This is a genomic window from Malikia granosa (genome assembly GCF_002980595.1).
Taxonomy (GTDB): Bacteria; Pseudomonadota; Gammaproteobacteria; order Burkholderiales; family Burkholderiaceae_C; genus Malikia; species Malikia granosa.
The window spans coordinates 1-24,850 of record NZ_PVLQ01000038.1 but is presented as its reverse complement, the minus strand read 5'-3'; the positions used below and the strand labels follow the sequence as shown (position 1 = coordinate 24,850).

Annotated in this window: 21 protein-coding genes; 15 read left to right on the top strand and 6 right to left on the bottom strand. The window is 68.1% G+C overall.

Annotated features, from left to right (window positions below; all coding sequences use genetic code 11):
• Positions 1 to 44: 44 nt before the first annotated feature.
• Positions 45 to 2,312, bottom strand: coding sequence for an RNA polymerase sigma factor RpoD (gene rpoD, locus C6P64_RS11330; RefSeq protein WP_425436749.1), 2,268 nt, complete (start codon positions 2,310 to 2,312; stop codon positions 45 to 47).
• Between the two features lie 248 nt (positions 2,313 to 2,560).
• Positions 2,561 to 4,552: a DNA primase gene (gene dnaG / locus C6P64_RS11325; protein ID WP_105748679.1), complete on the bottom strand. Its 1,992-nt coding sequence runs from the start codon at positions 4,550 to 4,552 to the stop codon at positions 2,561 to 2,563.
• A gap of 108 nt (positions 4,553 to 4,660) precedes the next feature.
• On the opposite strand from dnaG, the gene C6P64_RS11320 reads away from it, so the two are divergent.
• Positions 4,661 to 5,638 (top strand): patatin-like phospholipase family protein, encoded by a 978-nt coding sequence (locus tag C6P64_RS11320; RefSeq protein WP_105748673.1) that lies wholly within the window; start codon positions 4,661 to 4,663, stop codon positions 5,636 to 5,638.
• A 134-nt stretch (positions 5,639 to 5,772) separates the two neighbouring features.
• On the opposite strand, the gene C6P64_RS11315 is transcribed toward C6P64_RS11320, so the two are convergent.
• On the bottom strand, positions 5,773 to 6,315 hold the full coding sequence (locus C6P64_RS11315; protein ID WP_105748672.1) for a phasin family protein: 543 nt from the start codon (positions 6,313 to 6,315) through the stop codon (positions 5,773 to 5,775).
• A 176-nt stretch (positions 6,316 to 6,491) separates the two neighbouring features.
• Here C6P64_RS11315 and C6P64_RS11310 point away from each other — a divergent pair, with 176 nt between their 5' ends.
• The 5 genes from C6P64_RS11310 (at position 6,492) to C6P64_RS11290 (ending at position 11,492) form a co-directional block, all read left to right on the top strand.
• Positions 6,492 to 7,445: a histone deacetylase family protein gene (locus tag C6P64_RS11310; RefSeq protein ID WP_211296835.1), complete on the top strand. Its 954-nt coding sequence runs from the start codon at positions 6,492 to 6,494 to the stop codon at positions 7,443 to 7,445.
• 81 nt (positions 7,446 to 7,526) lie between these two features.
• On the top strand, positions 7,527 to 8,261 hold the full coding sequence (locus tag C6P64_RS11305) for a nitroreductase (RefSeq protein WP_245911705.1): 735 nt from the start codon (positions 7,527 to 7,529) through the stop codon (positions 8,259 to 8,261).
• Between the two features lie 68 nt (positions 8,262 to 8,329).
• The gene (locus C6P64_RS11300; protein WP_105748670.1) at positions 8,330 to 8,677 is read left to right on the top strand and encodes an FKBP-type peptidyl-prolyl cis-trans isomerase; all 348 of its coding nucleotides are present in this window, start codon (positions 8,330 to 8,332) and stop codon (positions 8,675 to 8,677) included.
• 82 nt (positions 8,678 to 8,759) lie between these two features.
• Positions 8,760 to 10,127: a DNA recombination protein RmuC gene (locus C6P64_RS11295; protein WP_105748669.1), complete on the top strand. Its 1,368-nt coding sequence runs from the start codon at positions 8,760 to 8,762 to the stop codon at positions 10,125 to 10,127.
• 105 nt (positions 10,128 to 10,232) lie between these two features.
• Positions 10,233 to 11,492: a putative Na+/H+ antiporter gene (locus C6P64_RS11290; RefSeq protein WP_105748668.1), complete on the top strand. Its 1,260-nt coding sequence runs from the start codon at positions 10,233 to 10,235 to the stop codon at positions 11,490 to 11,492.
• A 112-nt stretch (positions 11,493 to 11,604) separates the two neighbouring features.
• Here the strand turns inward: C6P64_RS11290 and C6P64_RS11285 are convergent, their stop codons facing one another.
• Positions 11,605 to 12,117 carry a MarR family winged helix-turn-helix transcriptional regulator gene (locus C6P64_RS11285; protein WP_245911704.1) on the bottom strand — a complete coding sequence of 171 codons (513 nt, stop codon included), beginning with the start codon at positions 12,115 to 12,117 and terminating at the stop codon, positions 11,605 to 11,607.
• A 45-nt stretch (positions 12,118 to 12,162) separates the two neighbouring features.
• On the bottom strand, positions 12,163 to 12,912 hold the full coding sequence (locus C6P64_RS11280; RefSeq protein ID WP_245911703.1) for a 4-hydroxy-tetrahydrodipicolinate reductase: 750 nt from the start codon (positions 12,910 to 12,912) through the stop codon (positions 12,163 to 12,165).
• A 159-nt stretch (positions 12,913 to 13,071) separates the two neighbouring features.
• On the opposite strand from C6P64_RS11280, the gene C6P64_RS11275 reads away from it, so the two are divergent.
• On the top strand, positions 13,072 to 14,418 hold the full coding sequence (locus C6P64_RS11275; protein WP_105748667.1) for a chloride channel protein: 1,347 nt from the start codon (positions 13,072 to 13,074) through the stop codon (positions 14,416 to 14,418).
• Between the two features lie 166 nt (positions 14,419 to 14,584).
• Here C6P64_RS11275 and C6P64_RS11270 read toward each other — a convergent pair whose 3' ends face one another.
• On the bottom strand, positions 14,585 to 15,493 hold the full coding sequence (locus tag C6P64_RS11270) for an LOG family protein (RefSeq protein ID WP_105748666.1): 909 nt from the start codon (positions 15,491 to 15,493) through the stop codon (positions 14,585 to 14,587).
• A 331-nt stretch (positions 15,494 to 15,824) separates the two neighbouring features.
• Between C6P64_RS11270 and badH the strand changes: the two genes are divergently transcribed.
• From badH to C6P64_RS11230, 8 genes are all read left to right on the top strand, one after another.
• A complete protein-coding gene (badH, locus tag C6P64_RS11265) occupies positions 15,825 to 16,592 on the top strand; it encodes a 2-hydroxycyclohexanecarboxyl-CoA dehydrogenase (protein WP_105748675.1) in 768 nt (255 codons plus the stop codon).
• 32 nt (positions 16,593 to 16,624) lie between these two features.
• Positions 16,625 to 17,407 carry a 2-ketocyclohexanecarboxyl-CoA hydrolase gene (gene badI, locus C6P64_RS11260; RefSeq protein ID WP_105748665.1) on the top strand — a complete coding sequence of 261 codons (783 nt, stop codon included), beginning with the start codon at positions 16,625 to 16,627 and terminating at the stop codon, positions 17,405 to 17,407.
• A gap of 23 nt (positions 17,408 to 17,430) precedes the next feature.
• A complete protein-coding gene (locus C6P64_RS11255) occupies positions 17,431 to 19,410 on the top strand; it encodes an AMP-binding protein (RefSeq protein ID WP_105748664.1) in 1,980 nt (659 codons plus the stop codon).
• 84 nt (positions 19,411 to 19,494) lie between these two features.
• Positions 19,495 to 20,658: a cyclohexanecarboxyl-CoA dehydrogenase gene (gene aliB / locus C6P64_RS11250; RefSeq protein WP_105748663.1), complete on the top strand. Its 1,164-nt coding sequence runs from the start codon at positions 19,495 to 19,497 to the stop codon at positions 20,656 to 20,658.
• A gap of 47 nt (positions 20,659 to 20,705) precedes the next feature.
• The gene (gene aliA / locus C6P64_RS11245; protein ID WP_105748662.1) at positions 20,706 to 22,355 is read left to right on the top strand and encodes a cyclohexanecarboxylate-CoA ligase; all 1,650 of its coding nucleotides are present in this window, start codon (positions 20,706 to 20,708) and stop codon (positions 22,353 to 22,355) included.
• Between the two features lie 42 nt (positions 22,356 to 22,397).
• A complete protein-coding gene (locus tag C6P64_RS11240; RefSeq protein WP_105748661.1) occupies positions 22,398 to 23,396 on the top strand; it encodes a Bug family tripartite tricarboxylate transporter substrate binding protein in 999 nt (332 codons plus the stop codon).
• Positions 23,397 to 23,414: 18 nt separating this feature from the next.
• Positions 23,415 to 24,191 carry an enoyl-CoA hydratase gene (locus tag C6P64_RS11235; RefSeq protein ID WP_105748660.1) on the top strand — a complete coding sequence of 259 codons (777 nt, stop codon included), beginning with the start codon at positions 23,415 to 23,417 and terminating at the stop codon, positions 24,189 to 24,191.
• A gap of 21 nt (positions 24,192 to 24,212) precedes the next feature.
• Positions 24,213 to 24,850 (top strand): acyl-CoA dehydrogenase family protein (locus C6P64_RS11230; RefSeq protein ID WP_211296834.1); only part of this gene is annotated, 638 nt, incomplete at its 3' end.

The window sequence follows — 24,850 nt, the reverse complement described above, 5'->3', positions numbered from 1 at the left end:
ATCCGGGCTTCTTGCTTTGTGTCAGCGCTGTGGGCGCGCCGGCATCAGTTCAGCGTGTCGATGAAGCTGCGCAGCTTGTCCGAGCGGCTCGGGTGCTTGAGCTTGCGCACCGCCTTCGATTCGATCTGGCGGATGCGCTCGCGCGTGACGTCGAACTGCTTGCCGACTTCCTCCAGCGTGTGGTCGGTCGACATCTCGATGCCGAAGCGCATGCGCAGCACCTTGGCCTCGCGCGGCGTCAGCGTGTCGAGGATCTCCTTGACCACGTCGCGCAGGCCGGCCTGCATCGCGGCATCCATCGGCGCGGTGTTGGCGTTGTCCTCGATGAAGTCGCCCAGGTGGCTGTCGTCGTCGTCGCCGATCGGGGTCTCCATCGAGATCGGTTCCTTGGCGATCTTCATGATCTTGCGGATCTTCTCCTCGGGCATCTCCATCTTCTCGGCCAGGATCGAGGCATCGGGCTCGAAGCCATGCTCCTGCAGGTGCTGGCGGCTGATGCGGTTCATCTTGTTGATGGTCTCGATCATGTGCACCGGGATGCGGATCGTGCGCGCCTGGTCGGCGATCGAGCGCGTGATCGCCTGGCGGATCCACCAGGTCGCATAGGTCGAGAACTTGTAGCCGCGGCGGTACTCGAACTTGTCGACCGCCTTCATCAGGCCGATGTTGCCTTCCTGGATCAGGTCGAGGAACTGCAGGCCGCGGTTGGTGTACTTCTTGGCGATCGAGATCACCAGCCGCAGGTTGGCCTCGATCATCTCCTTCTTGGCGTAGCGCGACATCGCCTCGCCTTCGTTCATGCGCTTGTGGATCGCCTTCAGCTGGTCCAGCGGCACCACCACCTCGTTCTGCAGGTCGATCAGCTGCTGCTGCAGCAGCTGGATCGGCGGGATATGGCGCGCCATGGTCACGCTCCACGGCTTGTTGGCCGCGGCCTGCTTCTCGACCCATTGCAGGTTGATCAGGTTGGGCGGGAATTCCTTGACGAAGGTTTCCTGCGGCATGCGGCACTTGTCGACGATGATCTTGCGCAGCTCGCGTTCCTTCTTGCGCACGCCTTCGACTTGCTGGCGCACGGTCTCGCACAGCTTCTCGATCGCCTTGGCGGTGAAGCGGATGCTCATCAGGCGCTCGGTCAGCGCGGCCTGCGCCTGCTGGTAGGCCGGGGTGCCATAGCCTTCGCTGCTGCAGATCTGCTGCAGCTGCTCGGACAGCGCGCGCATGTCGTCGAAGCGGCTCAGCGCTTCGCGCTTGAGTTCCTCGAGCTTGCGCGTCAGCGCCTTGGAGCCGCCCTTGCCGTCGTCGTCGTCGGCCTCGTCGTAGCTGTCGAAGTCTTCCTCGGCCACGTAGTCGTCGGCCTCGTTGGCGTTGGTGAAGCCGTCGACCACGGTCGAGATCACCACCGCGCCCGAGCGGATTTCCTCGCCCATGGCCAGGATTTCCTTGATCGTCGCCGGCGACTGCGAGATCGCCGCGACCATGTCGTGCAGGCCGCCCTCGATGCGCTTGGCGATCTCGATCTCGCCCTCGCGCGTCAGCAGCTCGACCGTGCCCATCTCGCGCATGTACATGCGCACCGGGTCGGTGGTGCGGCCGAATTCGCTGTCCACCGTCGACAGCGCGGCTTCGGCTTCTTCCTCGGCTTCCTCCTCGGTGGCGGCGGTCGGGCCGGTGTTGCTCAGCAGCAGGGTCTCGGCGTCCGGGGTCTGCTCGTAGACCGCCACGCCCATGTCGTTGAGCAGCGAGACCACGACTTCGAGCGTCTCGGCCTCGACCAGCTTGTCGGGCAGGTGGTCGTTGATCTCGCCATGGGTCAGGTAGCCGCGGGTCTTGCCGATCTTGATCAGCTTCTTCAGGCTCTCGCGGCGCAGCTTGGCTTCCTCTTCGGTCAGGACGGTCTCGTCGAGGCCGAATTCCTTCATCAGCGCGCGTTCCTTGGCCTTGCTGACCTTCATGCGCAGCGGCTTGACCTTCTCGACCGGCGCGTCGCTGACCGCTTCCTCGGCCACCGACTCATCGACCAGATCTTCCTCGATGTCGCTCAGGTCGGCGTCGTCGAAGCTGGCTGCACCGGCCGACTTGACCTCGGCCTTGGGCTTGCGACCGCGCTTGGCCGCTGCCGGCTTGGCCGCCACCGGCTGGTCGCCGCCCTCGACGGGTGCGGCCTTCTTGCGCGCGGCACGCTTCTTGGGGGCGGCGGCGGCTTCGGCCTGGGCAGCCGCGGCGAGGAACTCGTCGGCGGCTTGGATCAAGGAGGCTTTGGTGGATTTGATGCTCACGTACGGCGCTTTCTGCCGGGGCGCAGGCGCCACGGCGGTTGAAACGGTAAACTCAATGGGTCGGCGCGATCCGGTCTGGCAGGGCCAGACGGTCCGACCCCGCGCGGGAGGTCGGCAGGCAAGCTGGTTGGGCGAACATTTGGTGTGCAGTCCTTGCGGATGTAGCGTGGCTGGCTATTGGCCGGGGATCGCTTCCCTGTTGCCCGTTCTGGGGCTTTGGCCGGTCCGGAGGTGCTGCTGTCGCGCTTGCGTGACAAGTCCTTGGATTATACCCGCAGGCCTTAGTTCCCGGCTTCGAGCGATTTTCTGAGCGCCTGCAGCTCGCGGTAGCGCTCGAGCGCCTGCGGGTCCTGGCCGACGGCGGCGATCAGCTCGGTCTCGCGCTGCTTGAGCTCGTCGATGTGCAGCCGGCGCATCAGCTCGCGCAGTTCGCGCCTGAGGTCGGCCGGCGAGGGCAGGGCCGCGCTTGCCTCGTCCGCTTCCTCGTCCTCGGGCCGCTGCAGCGCCAGGCCGCCGGCATTGAGCTCGAGCGCCAATGCCTCGAAGGGCTGGCCGCGCAAGGCCTCGCGCAGCGCGGCCCAGGGCTGGGGGCCATGTTCGTGCCATTGGGTCTCGAGCCAGGCGAACAGCGGACCATGCGGCGCCGGCTCGTGCGCCAGCAGCTGCTGGTCGTCGGCGCTGAGCCAGTCCCAGGCCTCTGGCGTGGCCAGCACCAGGCGCGCGACCCGGTCGGCGCGGCCCAGCAGTCCGCGCGCGCCGCTGCGCCGGGCCGGCGGGCGCCAGCCTTGTCCCTCGCTGGCCGGACTGCCGCGGCGCTCGGGCCAGTCGCCCTGGGCGGGGTCGTAGTCGCCGGGCGGCGCGCGGCGCGGGCTGCGGCGCGGCGCCTGCGCCTCGGGGCTGGCGCCGGACTCCGCCCGGCGCCCGGGCAGGCTGCGACCGCGCTGCCCGCTGGCCGACCAGATCTGGTCGAGCTCGCGCGCGTCGAGTCCGATCGCATCGGCGAATTCGCCCAGCAACTGGCGCTTGAGCGCGCCGTCTGGCATCGACTGCCACAGCGGCTGCGCCTGCGCCGCCATGCGCGCGCGGCCTTCGGCCGTCTCGAGGTCGCAGTCGCTGGCCGCGGCTTCCTGCAGGAAGCGGCTCAGCGGCTGCGCCTGCCTGATGCTCTGCGCGAAGGCGTCCGGGCCATGGGCGCGGATGAAGCTGTCGGGGTCGTGCTCGGGCGGCAGGAACAGGAACTTGATCGAGCGCGTGTCATTGGCCCAGGGCAGGGCGGCCTCGAGCGCCTTGCGTGCCGCGCGCCGGCCGGCCGCGTCGCCGTCGAAGCTGAACACCACCGCATCGGTGAAGCGGAACAGCAGCCGCAGGTGGTCGGCCGTGCAGGCCGTGCCCAGCGTCGCCACCGCCTGGGCAAAGCCGAGCTGGGCCAGCGCGACCACGTCCATATAGCCCTCGGTCACCAGGCAGTAGCCGGCCTGGCGGATCGCGCTGCGCGCCTCGAACAGGCCGTAGAGCTCATGGCCCTTGCTGAATACCGGGGTCTCGGGCGAGTTGAGGTACTTGGGCTCGCCCTGGTCGAGCACCCGGCCGCCAAAGCCTATGCATTCGCCCTTGACGTTGCGGATCGGGAACATGATCCGGTCGCGGAAACGGTCGTAGCGCTTGGCCGGCCGGGCTTCCTCGCCCGCGGCGGCCGGCGTCTCCTCGCTGGCGATCACCAGCCCGGCCTCGACCAGCTGCGGGCTCTGGTAGTCGGGCAGCACGGTCGAGAGGAAGCGCCAGCCCTCGGGCGCATAGCCCAGGCCGAAGGTCTTGGCGATCCGGCCCGACAGGCCGCGACCCTTGAGGTAGTCCTGTGCCCGCTTGCTCTGGCGCAGCTGCTGGTAGTAGGCGCCGGCGGCCTTGTCGAGCAGCTCGTTGAGCGTGGCCTGCTGCTGGCGCTGCTCGGCGGCGCGAGCGCGCTCCTGCGGGCTCAGGTCCTCCTGCGGCACCTGCAGGCCGGTCTGCTGCGCGAGGTCCTTGACCGCCTCGACGAAGCCGATGCCGGTGTGCTCCATCAGGAAGCCGACCGCGTTGCCATGCTTGCCGCAGCCGAAGCAGTGGAAGAACTGCTTGGTCGGGCTGACGCTGAAGGAGGGCGACTTCTCGCCGTGGAAGGGGCACAGCCCCATGAAGTTGGCGCCGCCCTTCTTGAGCTGCACATAGCGACCGACGACCTCGACGATGTCGACGCGCGAGAGGAGTTCCTGGATGAAAGACTGAGGTATGGCCACACGGCTATTTTCGCCGATGCGGCGTGGCGACGCCGGCAGACAGAAAATGGCATTCATCCTAAAATTGATGCAATCACAAACTTCATGCCCCCAGGCGGTCAATTCCGGATGTCGATTCAACCCTTTCCCCCCTCGGTCGGACTGTCAAGGCGCGCCTGCCTGGGGGCGGGGCTGGCCTGGCTCGGTACCCTGGCGGGCTGCTCGACCCTGGTCGATCCGACGGGCCCGGTCGCACCGGCCACGCCCTCGCGGCCCGAGGCACCTATCGACAGCCAGCCCGAGGCTCCGCGCACCCGGCCGCCGCGCATCGGCCTGGCGCTGGGCGGTGGTGCGGCGCGAGGTTTCGCCCATGTCGGCGTGATCCAGGTGCTCGAGCAGCAAGGCTTCTTGCCCGATCTGGTGGTGGGCACCTCGGCCGGCAGCCTGGTGGCGGCGCTCTATGCCAGCGGGCGCAATGGCGCCGAGCTCGAGCAGGCCGCGCTGCGCATGGAGGAGGCCGCGATCACCGACTGGACGCTGCCGCTGTTCAACCGCGGCCTGCTGCGCGGCGATGCGCTGGCGCGCTATGTCAACGCCCAGGTGCAGGGCAAGCCGATCCAGGACATGAAGCGCCCGCTCGGCATCGTCGCGACCGACCTGGCCAATGGCCAGGGCGTGCTGTTCCAGCGCGGCGACACCGGCACGGCGGTGCGCGCCTCGAGCGCGGTGCCGGGCGTGTTCTCGCCGGTGGCGATCGGCGGGCGCGAATATGTCGACGGCGGCCTGGTCGCGCCAGTGCCGGTGCAGCAGGCGCGCCAGATGGGGGCCGAGTTCGTGATCGCGGTCAACATCTCGAGCCCGCCCGATGGCAACCCGACCAGCGACACCTTCAAGGTGCTGATGCAGACCTTCGACATCATGGGGCAGACCATCAACCGCTATGCGCTGTCCGAGGCCGACCTGGTGATCAAGCCCGAGCTGCGCGGCGTCGGCAGCGCGGATTTCTCGGCGCGCCAGCGCTCGATTGCGGCTGGTCGCGCCGCCATGCAGGCCGCCTTGCCGCGCCTGCGCGAGCGGCTGCAGGCCAGGCGCGTGCCGCTGGCCTGAGGCCGGCTGGCGGCCGGACGTGAAAAAAAGGCCTCGCACTGGGGCGAGGCCTGGAAAAGGTCCCTGAACCCTTGTTCCCTGGGACCCGAGGAGACAACCTCAAACGGTGGCGGGCCGGCCAGGCCCGATGGAATTCAGCGCTTCTTGCCGGCAGGCTTGGCGCCGCTGGCGGCGTTCTGCGCCAGCTGGTGGATGTTGGCTTGCGTCATCTCGGTCGCCTGCTTGACCGCCTTTTGCACCTGGTCCATGGCGCCGGAGGCCGCATGCATGGCGCTGCGCATGGCGGTGACCAGCGGCTCCGAGCCGGCCGGTGCGTTGCGCGCCATGTTGTCGAACAGGGCCATGAACCGGTGCTGGGCCTCGGCCGACTGGTCCTCGTTCGCCTTGGCGAACTCGGCGCTGGTGTCGGAGGCGATCTCGAACAGCTGGCGGCTGTAGGCGCTGACCTTCTCGGCCAGCGGCTGCATCAGGCTGGCCTGCAGCTCGAGCAGTTCCTGTGCGTCCTTCACGCTGAGCAGGGCCTCGGTCTGGCTGGCGGCTTCGTTGACGGTGGCGCGGGTGGCTTGCAGATTGAGATCGACCATGCGCTCGACCCCCTCGAAGGCCTTTTGCGTCAGGCCGTACAGGGTTTCGATATGGGCTTTCTGGGCGGCCAGCATTTGTTCTTGGGTCAGCATGTCTTGTCTCCTGTTCGTGTGAATATGGCTATCGGATACCGGTCCGGCTTCCTGAGCTCGATTGTTGCAGTGCAACATGGTAACGATTATAGGGAGATGCGCCAGCTTTGCAAGACCGGGGCTTGCGCTTGGCCCAGGCCGCCGTCGGGTTGGCGGGTTTGCGCCAGAATGCTGGCGTGCAAGCTTTCTATTCCGACCAGTTCGTGCTGCCCCTGCCCGAGGGGCATCGTTTTCCCATGGCCAAGTATGCGCTGCTGCGCGAGCGCCTCGAGCAGGAGCTGCCCGAGCTGAACCTCGCGCCAGCCCTGCCGGCCAGCGCCGGCGAGCTGGCGCTGGTGCACCACCCGGCCTATATCGCCGCCGTTGCCCAAGGGGGGCTGACGCCGGCGCAGCAGCGCGAGATCGGCTTTCCTTGGTCGCCGGCGATGGCCGAGCGCGCGCTGCGCTCGGTCGGCGCCACGCTGCAGGCCTGCCGCGCCGCCCTGTCGGGCGAGGGTCTGGCGGCCAACCTCGCGGGCGGCACCCACCATGCCTATGCCGACAAGGGCGCTGGCTTCTGCGTCTTCAACGACGCGGCGGTGGCCGCGCGCGTGATGCAGGCCGAATGGGGCCGGCGCGGCGAGGCCTGGCGGCGCCGGCCGCTGCGGGTCGCCATCATCGACCTCGACGTGCACCAGGGCAATGGCACGGCCAGCATCTTCCAGGGCGACGACAGCGTGTTCACGCTCTCGCTGCATGGCGAGAAGAACTTTCCCTTCCGCAAGGAGGCCAGCGACTGCGACATCGACCTGCCCGATGGCTGTGGCGACGCCGACTACCTGGCCGCGCTCGAGCAGGGCCTGGCCGAGCTCGAGCGCCGCTTTGAGCCCGGCCTGGTGATCTACCTGGCCGGCATGGACCCGCACGAGAACGACCGGCTCGGCCGGCTCAAGGTCAGCGCCGACGGGCTCGAGGCGCGCGACCGGCGCGTGTTCGACTGGGCCTGGCAGCGCCGCATCCCGCTGGCCATGACCATGGCCGGCGGCTACGGCCGCGACATCGCGGTCACGGTCGGGCTGCAGGTCAACAGCTACCGGGTCGCGCTCGACTATGGCCGGCGCTGGCAGGCCCTGTCGGCGCCCGGCCGCTGAATCCGGCTTGATCATGCTGGCACAATGTTTCCATCCGGGCCTTGCCGCACTGGTGGCCCGGCCAACGACAGGAGACAAGCCTTGAGCCTTGACAATGCCCCCGGCGCCACCCCGGCGTCCCTGGACCCGGCGAGCGTGGAAGCCGCCATCAACGGCCGCCATTCCGTGCGCGCCTTCCTGCCCAAGCCGGTGCCGCGCGAGCTGTTGACCCGGCTGCTGCAGCTGGCCAGCCGCGCGCCCTCGGGCACCAACACCCAGCCCTGGAAGGTCTATGTGCTGCAGGGTGACAGCCGCGACCAGCTGGTCGCCAAGGTCTGCGCCGCCCATGACGAGATGCGCGCCGACCCGCAGCTGGCCGCGCAATACCGCGAGCCCTACGACTACTACCCCGAGCAGTGGGTCAGCCCCTACATCGACCGCCGGCGCGAGAACGGCTGGTCGCTCTACGGCCTGCTCGGCATCGGCAAGGGCGACCGCGAGGCCATGCACCTGCAGCAGCAGCGCAACTTCCGCCTGTTCGACGCACCGGTCGGGCTGATGTTCACCGTCGATCGCGTGATGGGACGCGGCTCGCTGCTCGACTACGGCGGCTTCCTGCAGAACCTGATGATCGCGGCCCGCGCCCACGGGCTCGACACCTGCCCGCAGGCAGCCTGGAACGCCTTCCACGGCATCGTGCTGCCGCATGTCGGCGCCGGCGAGAGCGAGATGCTGGTCTGCGGCATGGCGCTGGGCTATGCCGACCCCGACGCCGTGGTCAACCGCCTCGAGACCCCGCGCGAGCCGGTCGAGTCCTTCACGCGCTGGCTCGACTGAAGCCTGGCCGCCTCCGCGGCGCGCAGCCTTGCCTTAACATTTGCTCTTTTTTCAGCTAGGAAGCTCCCATGATCACCACTCCCTCCGGCCTGCAGTATGAAGACACCGTCGTCGGCTCGGGCGCCGTTGCCCAGGCTGGCCAGCGCGTCTCGGTCCACTACACCGGCTGGCTCTACAACGACGGCCAGCAAGGCGCCAAGTTCGACAGCAGCAAGGACCGCGGCCAGCCCTTCGTGTTCCCGCTCGCGGCCGGCCATGTCATCAAGGGCTGGGACGAGGGCGTGCAGGGCATGGCCGTCGGCGGCACCCGTCGCCTGGTGATCCCGGCCGCGCTGGGCTATGGCGCGCGCGGCGCCGGCGGCGTGATCCCGCCCAACGCCACCCTGCTGTTCGAAGTCGAGCTGCTGGCGGTCTGATCCGCCTCCGCCTGGCCCCAGTGGCCATTCCGGGCCAGTGCCGGCAGCGGCGCTGGCCCTTGTCTTTGGGAGCGCGACTTTCATGAGCGACATGCTGTGGGCCGTCCTGGCCCTGCTCAACCTGGCCGGACTGGGCTGGATCGCCTGGCGCCAGGGCCGGCCAGCGCCGATGGCCGAATCGACCGAGCAGCAGCGCCAGTCCGTGGCGCTCGAGCAGCTGGGCGACCAGCTCGACCGGCTCGAGCGCGAGCTGCGGCGCGAGATCGCCGACTCCGCGCGCGGCCAGCGCCAGGAGCAGGCGCAGGGCCTGGCCGGCTTCCAGCAGGCCCTGCTGGGCCAGGGCGCGCAGGCCGCGCGCAGCCAGGGCGAGCGGCTCGACGCGCTGGCGCAGCAGATCGTGCAGCTGCGCGGCAGCCTGGGCGACAGCATGAGCCAGCAATGGCAGGCCCTGAGCGACGCCAACGCCCAGCGCCTGGCCGAGCTGCGCGCCACGCTCGAGGCCCAGCTGCAGCAGCTGCAGCAGAGCAATGCGGCCAAGCTCGACGAGATGCGCGCCACCGTCGACGAGAAGCTGCACCGCACGCTGGAGACCCGCCTGAGCGAGAGCTTCGCCCATGTCGCGCAGCGGCTGGAACAGGTGCACAAGGGCCTGGGCGAGATGCAGGCGCTGGCCGCCGGGGTCGGCGACCTGAAGCACCTGCTGAGCAACGTCAAGACGCGCGGCATGTTCGGCGAGGCCCAGCTCGAGGCCTTGCTCGAGCAGGTGTTCGCGCCCGAGCAATATGCATCCCAGGTACCGACCCGGCCCGGCAGCCGCAACCTGGTCGACTTCGCGCTGCGCCTGCCCGGCAAGGGCGAGGACGGCGCGCCGGTCTGGCTGCCGATCGATGCCAAGTTTCCGAACGAGGACTACGAGCGTCTGCTCGACGCGCAGCGCCGCGCCGATCCGCTGGCGGCCGAGCAGGCGGCCAAGGCGCTCGAGCAGCGCATCCGGCTCGAGGCGCGCTCGATCGCCGACAAATACCTCGAGCCGCCATACACCACCGACTTCGCGCTGCTGTTCCTGCCGACCGAGGGCCTGTACGCCGAGGTGCTGCGCCGCCCCGGACTGGTCGAGGCGCTGCAGCGCGAGCACCGGGTCACGCTGGCGGGACCGACCACCTTGCTCGCCATGCTCAACGCGCTGCAGATGGGATTCCGTACCCTGGCGCTCGAGAAGCGTTCGAGCGAGGTCTGGCAGGTGCTCGGCGCGGTCAAGACCGAGTTCGGCAAGTTCGGCGATACCCTGGCCAAGGTCAAGACCCAGACCCAGACCGTGCTCAACAGCCTCGAGAACGCCGAGGTGCGCAGCCGCGCCATGAGTCGGGCCCTGAAGCAGGTCGAGGCGCTGCCGGCTGATCGTTCAGCCCAGCTCCTGCCGCTGTCCGGCGCCGGGGACGAGGCCGCTTGAAGCGCCGCGCCTTGGGTTAAACTCTGCGCCGGGTGTCGTCGGCAAGGGGCCGCGGCAGGTTTTTTGCGCTGGTCGGGCCGCCACGCAGTTTTGTTGCGACCCCCTATGTCCCCCACCCAGATCCAGCTCGTTGCCGCCGCCATCTTCGCCCTGGCGCTGCTGCACACCTTCTCGACCAAGTATTTCGAATACCTGGCCCATACCCGCCCGACCCATGCCGGGGTCTGGCATCTGCTGGCCGAGGTCGAGATCGTGTTCGGCTTCTGGGCCATGATCCTGATGGTCGTGATGTCCTTCATGGTGGGCCAGGGCGAGGCGCTGGCCTATCTCGACGACCGCAACTTCACCGAACCGCTGTTCGTGTTCGCGATCATGGTCGTCGCGGGCAGCCGTCCCGTGCTGCAGGCGGCCTCGCTGGCCGTGCAGGCCCTGGTGCGGGTCATCCCGCTGCCGCGCACCATGGCGTTCTGCTTCACCGCGCTGGCGATCGTGCCGCTGCTGGGCTCCTTCATCACCGAGCCGGCCGCGATGACCCTGGCTGCGCTGCTGATGAAGGACACCATCTTCGCGCGCGCCTCCAAGCCGCTCAAATATGCCGCGCTCGGCACCCTGTTCGTCAACGTCTCGATCGGCGGCACGCTCACGCCCTATGCGGCGCCGCCGGTGCTGATGGTCGCCAAGGCCTGGGGCCTCGACCTCGGCTACATGCTGACCCATGTCGGCTGGAAGGCTGCCGTGGCCGTATTGATCAACGCCTTGGGCGTGACCCTGCTGTTCGCGCGCGAGCTGCGCGGCATGGCGTACCAGTCCAAGTCGCCCTACAGCGGCGTGCCGTTCGCGATGGTCGCCGTCCACCTGCTGTTCCTGCTGGCCATCGTCGTCTTTGCCCATCACCCGGCGGCCTTCGTCGCGGTGTTCCTGCTCTTCATGGGCATTGCCACTGCCTATCCCGCCTACCAGGACCGCCTGATGCTGCGCGAGGGCCTGCTGGTCGCCTTCTTCCTCGGCGGCCTGGTGGTGCTCGGCGGCATGCAGCAATGGTGGCTGCAGCCCCTGCTGCTGCTGATGGACGAGACCCAGGTCTTCTTCGGTGCCACCGCGCTGACCGCGATCACCGACAACGCGGCGCTGACCTACCTGGGCTCGCTGGTCGAGGGCCTGACGCCCGAATTCAAGTACGCCCTGCTGACCGGCGCCGTGACCGGCGGCGGCCTGACCCTGATCGCCAATGCGCCGAACCCGGCCGGTGCCTCCATCCTCAAGAGCACGTTCGAGCATGGCGCGATCGCTGCCCATGGCCTGTTCGCCGGTGCGCTCGGCCCGACCCTGGTCGCCATCCTCTGCTTCCGGTTGTTCCCGCTGTGAGCGGCTGCCGCCAGCGCCCGCGGCGGCCCAGTGGTCTTGCCGCCACTGCGGCAGCCCGTTGAGCAGGTAGATCCCGAGCAAGAGGCCAGGCTGGCCCAGCCGCCGGCCCGGCTCAGAGCTCGGCCAGCGGTATGCCGCCGGCCTGCTCGTCGGCCTTCAGCGCCTTGATCACCTCGGCCAGGTTGAGCTGGAGCTGGCCCAGCGTGGCGGGCGCGAGTTGCTGCAGCGCCTCGGGCAGCACGCCCTCGTAGGGGCCGGGCGCGCCTTGCAGCAGCTCCAGGCCAGCCGCCTCGATGAAGAGTTGCACGCCGCGGCGATCGGTCGCCGATTTCTCGGTGCGCGCCAGGGCGCGCTTGACCAGCTGGCGCACCAGGTTGCTGGCGGTCGACTGGTGAATGTCCATCGCGCGCGCCAGCTCGCTGACGCCCAGGCCGGGCTGGCTCCGGATCACATGGAGGGCCCAGACCAGGGCGCCGCCGATGCCGACCCGCTTCTCGACTTGCTGGAAATGGCTGCGCACCGCGTTGAAGACCACGCGGAACTGGCGCAGCACCTGCGCGGCCTGCTCCGGGCTGGCGGCGCCGTGGACGGGCGATGAGGGATCAGGCTGGGCTGGGGCGGACAAGATGCGGGGTCGGCAGTTTTCGATGCCGCCCATCATGCCCGATTGTCAGGCTGTCGCCAGCAGCTGGGTGCGGATTTTCTCCAGCAGCAGGTCGTCGAAGCTGTAGAAGCCCTTGTCGCGTTGCGCCAGCTCCTGCAGCGCGAAGGCGGCACCGGTGCCGAAGGCCTCGCGCCGGATCGAGTCGTGGATCAGCCGCACGGTCTGGTGCGGGAAGCCGAAGATCACCTCGTGGTGGCCGACGATGCCGCCCACGCGCAGCGAGGTGACGCGCTCGCCGCCGAGCTCCAGCGTCTCGGCGATCTTGCGCGCGGTGCCGGAGACCTCGGGCTTGTCGCGAAAATGCTGCTCGACCACCTCGACGTCGGCAAACGGCGCGATGCCGCGCAGCAGCTTGGCCGCCAGCAGCAGGAAGTTGATGCCCAGCGTGATGTTGGGCGAGCTCATAACCCGGGTGTCCTGGCCCATCTCGCGCAGGTAGTCCAGGTGCTGCGGCTCGTAGGCCGAGATCGCGCTGACCAGCATGATGCCGCGCCGGCGCAGTTCCTGGCCGTAGAGGTAGACCGAGTCGGCCTGCGAGAAGTCGACGATGGCATCGACCGGGTGCTGGTTCAGCCAGCTGCCCAGGTCCAGTCCCTCGAGCCCGACCAGCGGGATCTGCGGCTGGCCTTCGACATGGGCTTGCTCGCCCGAGCGGCGCCGCATGACCCAGTCCAGTTGGTAGCGCGGATCGTTGGCCAGCACCTGGGCCACTGCCTTGCCGGCCTTGCCATAGCCCATCAGTCCTATCTTCATCATGTCTTGCTCCTGTTTGGCTTGAATCCCGCCCGTCAGCCGACGGGCCTCGAGGCCTTAGTATATTTGCACAAATATATATTGTAAAATCGCCATCGCTTGCTGCCAGGGATGCCATGCCTGGCAGCAGCCGCCGCCGACCCCTTTCCTGGACCTGATGCCATGAGCGCCGATCCCCATATCGTCAATGCCTTGCGTGCCGAGCTCAGCGACCGCGACCTCTGGCAGACCCGGGCCGTGGTGCTGACCTTCGGCACCCTGTCGGGGCTCACCGTGGTGGCCTTCACCTGGCTGACCGAGCAGGCCTTCGAGCTGTTCCAGCATGCCTGTGCCGGCGCCGCCTGGCTGCCCCTGCTGTGGACGCCGCTGTGTACGGCCGCCGTGGTCTGGATCACGCGCCGCTGGGCGCCGGGCGCGGCCGGCTCGGGCATTCCGCAGGTGATGGCGGCGCTGCATCCCGGGGTCGAGCCCGGCTGGCGCGGCCTCTATGTCTCGGTCCGGCTGACCCTGGCCAAGATGCTGCTGACGGCTGCCGGGCTGCTCGGTGGCCTGTCGCAGGGCCGCGAGGGGCCTTCGGTGCAGATCGGCGCTGGCGTCATGCATGCGGCGCGCCGCTTCCTGCCCAGGCGCAGTGCGGTCTCGGAGCAGGGCTTGCTGATCGCGGGCGGCGCGGCCGGCATCGCGGCGGCCTTCAACACGCCGCTGGGCGGCATCATGTTCGCGATCGAGGAGCTGTCGCGCCGGCCCGAGCAGCGCAGCAACGGCCTCATCATGGCCGCCATCGTGCTGGCCGGCCTGATGGGGGTCTCGGTCTATGGCAACTCGACCTATTTCGGCGTGATCCGGGTCCAGCCCGTGAGCTGGGCGCTGCTCGGGCCCGGGCTGCTGGTGGCGCTGGGTTGTGGCCTGCTCGGCGGCCTGTTCGCCCGGCTGCTGGCGCGCTCGCTCTCGGGCCTGTCGAACGACCGCTTCACGCGCTGGCGCCAGCGCTATCCGGTCCGCTTCGCGGCGGGCTGCGGGCTGGCGGTGGCGGTCATCGGCCTGGCCAGCGGCGGCGCCACCTTCGGCAGCGGCTACAGCCATACCCGCGAGCTGCTCGAGGGCGGCAACAGCAGCCAGATCGGCGAGATCGGTGGCCTCTACCTGCTGCTCAAGTTCGTCGCGACCTGGATCACCGCCTGGTCGGGCGCGCCGGGTGGCATCTTTGCGCCGGCGCTGGCGATCGGCGCTGCGCTCGGCGCCGATGTCGCGCAACTGAGCGCTCAGTTCGATGCGCCGACCTTGATCGCGCTCGGCATGGCTGGCTTCCTGGCCGCCGTGACCCAGGCGCCGATGACGGCCTTCATCATCGTGATGGAGATGGTCGACGGCTACCAGCTGGTGCTGAGCCTGATGGCCTGCGCGATGATCGCCAGCGGCATCTCGCGCCTGGTCAGCCGGCCGCTCTACGCCAGCCTGACCGATCTGCAGCTCGGCCGCCTGCCGGCCCGGGCGACAGTCCCGCATTGATCGGCAGGCAAAAAAAGAGCCCCGGATGGGGCCCTGAAGATCGGATGATCGATGGTGAAAAATGCCAGGCTCTCGTCAAGCCAGCCAGAAAATTATATTTGTAAAAATGTAATTGGGCATCCGGACCCGAAAAAAGTTTGCCCCGCAGGGCGGCGGGCCGGGCGGCTCAGGGGCAGGGGTCGGGCAGGTCGTAGAACTTCCTGATGCCTTCCCAGGCCTGTTCCGGCTCATCGACATAGCGGATCAGCTCCAGGTCCTCGGGCGAGATCGCGCCTTCCTCGACCAGCACCTCGAAGTTGATGATGCGCTGCCAGTAGTCGCTGCCGAACAGGAAGATCGGCACCGGCTTGGCTTTCCGGCATTGCACCAGGGTCAGCACTTCGAACAGCTCGTCGAGGGTGCCGAAGCCGCCCGGGAAGGCGACCAGGGCCTTGGCGCGCATCAGGAAATGCATCTTGCGCAGCGCGAAGTAGTGGAACTTGAAGCTCAGCTCCGGGCTGATGTAAGGGTTGGGCTCCTGCTCGTGCGGCAGCAGGATGTTCAGGCCCACGTTGAGCGCGCCGCGGTCATGGGCGCCGCGGTTGGCCGCCTCCATGATGCCGGGGCCGCCGCCTGTGGCGATGTAGAGCTGCTCGTCCTTGGCGCAGCTCAGGCTGTAGTCGGCCACCAGCTGGGCGAAGCGGCGCGATTTCTCGTAGTAGTGCGCATTGCGCAGCAGTGCCTGGGCGCGCCGGATCGCGGCCGGGTCGCCGCTGGCCTGGGCCTTGTGCAGTTGGCGTTCGGCCTCGGCCGGTTCGCGAAAGCGCGCGCTGCCAAACACGACGATGGTGTTGTTGATGCCGAGCGCCTCCTGCTCGAGGTCGGGCTTGAGCAGCTCGAGCTGGAAGCGGATGCCGCGCGTCTCGCGCCGCAGCAGGAATTCGTTGTCGACGAAGGCCAGCCGGTAGGCGTCGCGCTGGGGCCGGGTGCCGGCTTCCGAGGTCAGGTGCATCTCGACCAGCGCGTCGGCCAGTCGCCTGGCCTGCAGGTCGTGCACATGGTTGCCGTTGTCGTCTGCGGTGTTGCTGTTTTCCATCCGCCTACTGTAGCAAGAGCCGGCCGCCGTGGCGCCATGCCGCACGGCCCGCGCCGCTTGGCGAGTCCTGGAAGCGGTTGCGTCCAGTCTCGGCCAGTAGGGCGCATTTACAGCATTAACCGTCAATCAGTTGTCATAAATTTTCTTGCGTCTTCATATGCTTCATCGGATTCTTGGCTGGATTCTGGTTTTTTCTAGGGTAAACCATGAGGATTAATTCTTCCGTCAGGTCTTGCAAGCCTGGATCTTTTGCATAAACTACGACAACACGTTTACCTAAAACCGAGTTCAAGTAGACGGCCGATTACCCCACATGCACAAGGAAGCCCATATGAGCAAGCTACAAGCCAAGACAGTGATCGTGACCGGTGGTGCCGGTGGCATCGGAGGCGCGACCTGCCGCCGTTTTGCCGCCGAGGGCGCGAAAGTCGCCGTCTTCGACATGAACCTGGAAGCGGCTGAGAAGGTCGCGGCCGAGATCCGCGCCGCCGGTGGCCAGGCCGCCGCCTTCAAGTGCGACATCACCGATCGCGCCGCGGTCGACGCGGCCGTGGCCGCTACCGAAGCCCAGCTGGGCCCGGTCGACGTGCTGGTCAACAACGCCGGCTGGGATGTCTTCAAGCCCTTCGTCAAGACCGTGCCGGCCGAATGGGAGCGCCTGATCGCGATCAACCTGACCGGCGCGCTGCACATGCTGCACGCCGTGCTGCCGGGCATGTCCGAGCGCAAGTCGGGCCGCATCGTCAACATCGCGTCCGATGCGGCGCGCGGTGGCTCTTCTGGCGAGGCCGTCTACTCGGCCTGCAAGGGCGGCCTGGTTGCACTGTCCAAGACCCTGGCGCGCGAGCATGCCCGCCACAACATCACCGTCAACGTGGTCTGCCCGGGCCCGACCGACACCGCCCTGCTGGCAGGCGTGGCCGAAGGCGCGCGCGATCCGGCCAAGCTGATCGAGGCCTTCCGCAGCGCGATCCCGCTCGGTCGCCTGGGCCAGCCGGACGACCTGGCCAGCGCCATCGTCTTCTTCGGCAGCGACGACGCTTCCTTCATCACCGGCCAGGTCATCAGCGTGTCTGGCGGCCTGACGATGCACGGCTGATCCCGACACGACAAACCCACTAGGAGCAACACATGCAATTCGAAGACATCCTGTACGAAGTCCGCAACGGCGTGGCGTGGATCATCATCAACCGCGCCGACAAGATGAATGCCTTCCGCGGCACCACCTGCGACGAGATCATCAAGGCCATGAACAAGGCCGGCTATGACCGCAACGTCGGCGCCATCGTGCTGACCGGCGCCGGCGACCGCGCCTTCTGCACCGGCGGCGACCAGTCAGCGCACGACGGCAACTACGACGGCCGCGGCACCATCGGCCTGCCGATGGAGGAGCTGCATGCCGCCATCCGCGATACCCCCAAGCCCGTGATCGCCCGCGTGCAGGGCTTCGCGATCGGCGGCGGCAATGTGCTGGCCACCATCTGCGACCTGACCATCTGCTCGGACAAGGCCATCTTCGGCCAGGTCGGCCCCAAGATGGGTTCGGTCGACCCCGGCTACGGCACCGCCTTCCTGGCCCGCGTGGTCGGCGAGAAGAAGGCACGCGAGATCTGGTACCTGTGCAAGCGCTACTCGGGTGCCGAGGCCGTCGCCATGGGCCTGGCCAACATCTGCGTGCCGGCCGACCAGCTCGACGCCGAAGTGCAGAAATGGGGCGAGGAACTGTGCGAGCGCAGCCCGACCGCGCTCGCGATCGCCAAGCGCAGCTTCAACATGGACACCGCGCACCAGGCCGGCATCGCGGGCCTGGGCATGTACGCGCTCAAGCTCTACTACGACACCGAGGAGTCGCGCGAAGGCGTCAATGCGCTGAAGGAAAAGCGCAAGCCCGAGTTCCGCAAGTTCTTCAAGTAATCGCGTCAAGCAGAGCCCGAGTCATGCCAGTCGATGTCCTCGATAAGTCCAGTGCTGTGTGGTGGCCCGACCGCCAGACGGTGGAAAATGCCAATCTCACGCATTTCATGCATGAGCTCGGAGCTGGCAGCTTCGAAGCGCTCAACCAAATGGCCAGCGTCGATCCGGCCGGCTTCAATGACGCGCTGATCCGCTTCCTCGACTACCGCTTCCAGCGCCCCTATGACCAGGTGCTGGACCTGGGCCAGGGGCTGCCGTTTGCCAACTGGTGCGTGGGCGGCACCACCAATGTGGTGCTCAACTGCATCGACCGGCGCCGTGGCACCGAGCGCTACCAGCAGGAGGCGCTGGTCTGGGAAGGCGAGGACGGCAGCGTGTCGAGCTGGACCTTTGCCGACTTGGACCGCGAGACCTGCCGTCTGGCCTGGGGCCTGCGCCGCCTGGGCCTGGGGCGCGGCGACGTGATCGGCATGTACCTGCCCAACCTGCAGCAGGCCGCCCCCGCCATGCTGGCGGTGGCCAAGATCGGCGCCATCCTGCTGCCGATGTTCTCGGGCTTTGGCGCCGATGCGATCGCGCAGCGCCTCAACGACGGCAATGCCAAGGCATTGATCACGGTCGACGGCTCGCTGCGCCGCGGCAAGCCCGTGGGTGCCAAGAGCGTCGTCGACGAAGCACTGCTGCATTGCCCCGGCGTGCAGCATGTCGTGGTGCTGAACCACCTGGCGACCCTGCACAGCTGGGAAGAGGGGCGTGACCACTGGTGGCCGGAACTGGTCGCCGGTGCGCCCGAGGACTACACCCAGGTGCCGACCGAAGCCATGCCAGCCGACGCGCCCTTCCTGCTGATGTTCACTTCGGGCACCAGCGGCAAACCCAAGGGCGTGGTGCACTCGCATTGCGGCTTCCCGGTCAAGACGGCGCTCGATCTGTCGATCTGCATGGACCTGAAGCCCGAGGACCGCTTCCTGTGGATGTCGGACATGGGCTGGCTGGTCGGTCCGATCCTGGTCTTTGGCGGCCTGCAGGTCGGTGCCACCGTGGTGCTGGCCGAGGGCGCTCCCAACTATCCGCAGCCCGACCGGCTGTGGCGCCTGATCGAGCGTCATCGCATCAGCTACCTGGGCCTGGCCCCCACGGTGGCCCGCCTGTCGATGTCGCTCGGCGACGCAGCGATCGATGCGATCGACCTCAGCTCGCTGCGCGTCATCGTCTCGACCGGCGAGCCCTGGACGCCCGAGGCCTGGCAATGGACTTTCGAGCGCGTCGGCAAGAAGCGCGTGCCGCTGCTCAACTATTCGGGTGGCACCGAGGTCGGCGGCATCCTGACCGGCACCGTGATCCACCCGCTCAAGCCCTGCGGCTTTGCCGGTCCCGTGCCCGGCACCGGAGCCGACATCGTCGACAACGAGGGCCGTAGCGTCGGCCCCGGCGTGACGGGCGAGCTAGTGATGCGCAGCCCCAGCATCGGGCTCACGCGCGGCCTGTGGCAGGACCGCGAGCGCTACCTGGACAGCTACTGGTCACGTCTGCCCGATCTGTGGCTGCATGGCGACTTCGCCAGCCGCGATGCCGACGGCAGCTGGTATGTCCATGGCCGCTCCGACGACACGCTCAAGATCGCCGGCAAGCGCACCGGCCCGTCCGAGATCGAGGCGCTGCTGATGAGCACCGGGCTGCTGATCGATGCGGCCGCGATCGGTATTCCCGACCCGGTCAAGGGCACGGCCGTGGTCTGCGTCTGCGTCCCGCGCCCCGACATCGACCGCGATCAGGCCGTCAAGCGCCTGTCGACCGCCGTGACGGCGGGGCTGGGCGGCGCCTTCAAGCCCGCGCAGGTGGTGCTGGTGGACGACCTGCCGCGCACCCGCAACATGAAGATGATGCGTCGCGTGGTCCGCTCGGCCTGGCTCGGGGAAGACCCGGGCGACCTCAGCACCCTGGTCAACCCGGAGGCGGTGGAGGTCATCCGCGCCGCGCTGACCGAAGACGCTCCGACCTGATGCCCATGGCCCGGCTTGCGAGCCGGGTCAGCCAATCGACAACCCTGTAACCACTTCAATTCATTCCGTACGAGGCCCTAGATCATGAACCAGAACCCGATCCCGTATATCGATGAAGACCTGCAGGCGCTGCAGGAGAGCGCGCGCCGCTTTGCCGAAGAGCGCATCAAGCCCGGCTTCCTCGAGCGTGACCAGACCCGGGTGCTCGACCGCGCGCTGCTGCGCGAGATGGGCGAGATGGGCTTCATCTGCCCCGAGCTGCCGGAAGCCTTCGGCGGCCTGGGCCTGGGCACGGTGGCCGCCGGCGTGATCCACGAGGAGATCGCGCGCGCCGACCTGAGCTTTTCCTACCTGAACCTGCTGGCCTCGCTCAACGGCCAGATCCTGTCCAAGTACGGCGATCCCGAGATCGTCGGCCCCTGGCTGAAGAAGCTGATCGCGGGCGAGGCGATCTGCGCCATCGCGCTGACCGAGCCGCGCGGCGGCTCGGATGCCGCCAATCTGCGCCTGAAGATCGACCGCGACGGCGACTTCTACGTGATCAACGGCGAGAAGACCTCGATCTCGGCCGCCGACCAGGCCGACATCGCGGTCGTGTTCGGCCGCACCGGTACGCCCGAGGACAAGGCGCATGGCGTGACCGCGCTGATGGTGCCGATGAACACCCCGGGCATCACGACCAACCGCTTCGACTGCCATGGCCAGCGCGCCATCGGTCGTGGCTCGATCTTCTTCGAGAACGTGCGCGTGCCGGTCAGCCACCGCCTGGGCGAGGAGAACAAGGGCTTCGTGCAGGTCATGCACGGCTTCGACTTCTCGCGCGCGCTGATCGGCCTGCAGGTGCTGGCCGTGGCGCGCGTCGCGCTCGAGGAAACCTGGGAATACATCACCCAGCGCGAGGCCTTCGGCCAGCCGCTGTCCGCGTTCCAGGGCGTGACCCATCCGCTGGCCCAGTACGACACCGAGGTCGAGGGCGCCCGCCTGCTGTGCTACCAGGGCCTGTGGCTCAAGGACCGCGGCCTGCCGCACACGGCAGAAGCCGGCATGGCCAAGTGGTGGGGCCCCAAGCTGGCCTACGACGTGATCCACCAGTGCCTGCTGTGCTACGGCCATGGCGGCTACGACCGTGGCCTGATGGAGCAGCGCCTGCGCGACGTGCTGGGCTTCCAGATCGGCGACGGCACGGCCCAGATCATGAAGACCATCATCGCGCGCGTGCGCGCCGGCCGCAAGTTCGTGCCGGCCTGAGCTGCGACAGACCGCGACAGCCCACAGAACAAACAGAGGAGACACACATGGAATTCGACGCCGTACTGCTGGCCCCGCGCCGCGCCCGCATGATCGAGCAGGGCTTCTGGCACGACCGCACCATCAACGACGAGCTCGACGCCTGCGTCGCGGCCTGTCCTGACAAGCGGGCGCTGACCGCCTATCGCAGCGACAGCGACGAGGTCAGGCGCTTCAGCTACCGCGAGCTGGCGCAGATGGCCGACCGGATCGCCGTCGGCCTGCACCGCCTGGGCGTGCGCAAGAACGACATCGTGGCCTGCCAGCTGCCCAACTGGTGGCAGTTCACGCTGACCTACCTGGCCTGCTCGCGCATCGGCGCGGTCATGAACCCGCTGATGCACATCTTCCGCGAGCGCGAGCTCGGTTTCATGCTCAAGCATGGCCAGGCCAAGGTGCTGATCACGCCCAAGGTGTTCCGTGGCTTCGACTTCGAGCAGATGGCCCACAGCCTCAAGCGCAGCATCCCCGAGATCGCCCAGCTGGTGATCGTCGACGGCGACGGTCCCGACAGCTTCGCGGCCCTGCTCAGCGGTCCCGAGTGGGAACAGGCACCCGATGCGGCCGAGATCCTGCAAGCCAGCCGCCCGGGCCCGGACGACATCACCCAGCTGATCTACACCTCAGGCACCACCGGCGAGCCCAAGGGCGTGATGCACTCGGCCAACACCACCATGGCCAACATCATTCCCTACGCGCGCCGCCTGCACCTGGACGCCGAGACCGTGGTGCTGATGGCCTCGCCGATGGCGCACCAGACCGGCTTCATGTACGGCCTGATGATGCCGATCATGCTGAAGGCCAGCGCCGTGCTGCAGGATGTCTGGGAGCCGAAGAAGGCGATCGAGGTGATCCGCAGCGAGGGCGTCAGCTTCACCATGGCATCGACCCCCTTCCTGACCGACCTGACCCGCACCGTGGCGGACAACGCCACCCCGGTGCCGACGCTCAAGGTCTTCCTGTGCGCCGGGGCACCGATCCCGAGCGCGCTGGTCGAGCAGGCGCGTGCCGTGCTCGGCACCAAGATCGTGTCGGCCTGGGGCATGACCGAGAACGGCGCCGTCACCACCACCTTGCTCGAGGACGACGACGAGCGCGCCTTCACGACTGACGGCCGGCCGCTGCCGGGCGTCGAGGTCAAGGTGGTCGATGTCGACGGCAAGACCCTGCCGGCGGGCGAGGCCGGCAGCCTGATGCTGCGCGCCTGCTCCAACTTCGGCGGCTACCTGAAGCGGCCGCATCTCAACGGCACCGATGCCGACGACTGGTTCGACACCGGCGACCTGGCCCGCATCGACGCGCAGGGCTATATCCGCATCACCGGCCGCAGCAAGGACGTGATCATCCGCGGCGGCGAGAACATCCCGGTGGTCGAGATCGAGAACCTGCTCTACCGCCATCCGGCCGTGCTGCAGGCCGCGATCGTCTCCTACCCGGACGAGCGCATGGGCGAGCGCGCCTGCGCCGCGGTCGTGCTCAAGCCCGGCCAGAGCCTGGACCTGCAAGGCCTGGTCGAGTACTTCAAGAGCAACAAGATGGCGATGCAGTACATCCCCGAGCGGCTCGAGATCCTCGAGGCCATGCCGGCCACGCCGTCCGGAAAGATCCAGAAGTTCAAGCTGCGCGAGTTGCTCCAGCAGCAGCTCGCCAGCGCCTGAAGCCGTTCATCGACAGACCAATATCAATCACAGGAGACAACGATGACAACCCAGACCGCTTTCCAGACCCGCCGCCACCTGATCCGGGCCGCCGTCGCCTCGCTTTGCACGCTGGGCGCGCTCGGCGGCGTCCAGGCCCAGCAGGCCTGGCCCGCGGCCAAGCCGATTCGCATCGTGGTCGGCTTCGCCCCGGGCGGCACCACCGACGTGATGGCGCGCGCCATGGGCGCCTCGCTGAGCGAAGCGCTCGGCCAGACCGTGCTGATCGACAACAAGCCGGGCGCCAGCGGCAACGTCGCGGCCAGCGAGGTCATCCGCGCCCAGCCCGACGGCTATACCTTCCTGGTCGCGCCGACCTCGTTCGAGACCGCCAACCCCTTCCTGTTCAAGCAGACCATCAGCCCGGCCAAGGACCTGACCCCGGTCGCCGGCGTCGGCAAGAGCCAGATGTACGTGGTCGTCAACCAGCAGTCGCCGTTCAAGGATGCCCGCGAGCTGGTCGCCTTTGGCCAGAAGAACCCGGGCAAGCTGTCCTACACCTCGGCGGGCGCGGGTACTCCGCCGCACCTGGCTGGCGAGCTGTTCAAGCAGTCGGCCAAGTTCTTCGCGGTGCACATTCCCTACCGCGGCGCGGCGCCCGCGCTGCAGGACGTGCTGGCCGGCCAGGCCGACTTCGTGATGGACCCGGGCATTTCCTTCCCGCATGTGCGTGCCGGCAAGGCGCGCATGCTGGCGGTCGCGGGCGCCAAGCGCAGCTCTTTTTTCCCCGAGGTGCCGACCCTGTCGGAACTCGGCATGAAGGGCGCCGAGCTCGACATCTGGTTCGGCATGTGGGCACCCAACGGCACGCCGCCCGAGGTCACCGCGCGCCTGGCCAGCGAGATCGGCAAGGCACTGGCGCTGCCCGGCATCAAGACCCGCTACGAGGCGCTCGGGGCCGAGCCGGTGGGCCTGAACAACGCCGATTTCAAGAAGCTGCTGGCGGCTGAGACCAAGCAGCTCTCGACCGTGATCCGCGACAGCAAGATCAGCGTCGACTGAACCCTCCAGGAGAAAAAAGTGACCGATACGCCGATACTGGTTTCGACCGCGGGCCGCGTCGGGCTGATCCAGCTCAACCGGCCGGCCCAGCTCAACGCGCTCAATGACGCGCTGATGGAGGCGCTGGGCGCCGCGCTGCTGGCCTTCGATGCCGATCCCGCCATCGGCGCCATCGTCATCACCGGCAGCGACAAGGCCTTCGCGGCCGGCGCCGACATCGCCGTCATGGCCGACTACGACTACATGGACGCCTACCGCAGCGACTTCATCACGCGCAACTGGGAGACCATCCGCCGCGTGCGCAAGCCGGTGCTGGCGGCGGTCGCCGGTTTCGCGATGGGCGGCGGCTGCGAGCTCGCGCTGTCCTGCGACATCGTCGTCGCGGCCGAGTCCGCCCGCTTCGCGCTGCCCGAGATCAAGCTGGCCATGATGCCGGGCGCCGGCGGCACCCAGCGCCTGCCGCGCGCCATCGGCAAGGCCAAGGCGATGGACATGTGCCTGTCGGCGCGCATGATGGATGCGCAGGAAGCCGACCGCTACGGCCTGGTCTCGCGCGTGGTGCCGGACGCCGAACTGCTGGATCGCACGCTGGCGCTGGCGACCCAGATTGCCGGCTATTCGCTGCCGGCGCTGCTGGCGATCAAGGAGTCGGTCAACCGCGCCTGGGAGTCCTCGCTGGCCGAGGGCATCCTGTTCGAGCGGCGCGAGCTGCATGCGCGCTTTGCCAGCGCCGATGCCAGGGAGGGCATGCACGCCTTCCTCGAGAAGCGCAAGCCGGCCTTCCAACACCGTTAATTTTTTTCACGAGACAAGACCATGGCCCTCGACCAAGAATCCTTTGACATCCTGTTGCCCACCATCCAGCGCTTCATCCGCGAGCGCCTGGTGCCGGCCGAGAACCACCTCGAAGAGCATGACGAGGTGCCGGCCGACATCATCCAGGACATGAAGGACATGGGCTTGTTTGGTCTGACCGTGCCCGAGGAGTACGGCGGCATCGGCCTGTCGGTGAGCCAGGAGGTGCTGGTCAACTACGAGCTCGGTCGCACCGCCACCGCCTTCCGCTCGGTGTTCGGCACCAATATCGGCATCGGCTCGCAGGGCATCCTGATGGACGGCACGCCCGAGCAGAAGGCCGAGTACCTGCCCAAGGTCGCCAGCGGCGAGCTCATCATGTCGTTCGCGCTGACCGAGCCTGATGCCGGCACCGATGCCGCCTCGCTCAAGACCCGGGCCGACCTCGACGGCGACCACTATGTGCTCAACGGCACCAAGCGCTACATCACCAACGCGCCGCGCGCCGGCGCCTTCACGCTGATGGCGCGCACCGGCGGCCCCGGTGCGGGTGGCGTGTCGTCCTTCATCCTGCCGGCGAACACCCCCGGCATCAAGCTCGGCAAGAAGGACAAGAAGATGGGCCAGCGCGGCACCATGACCTGCGACGTGATCCTCGA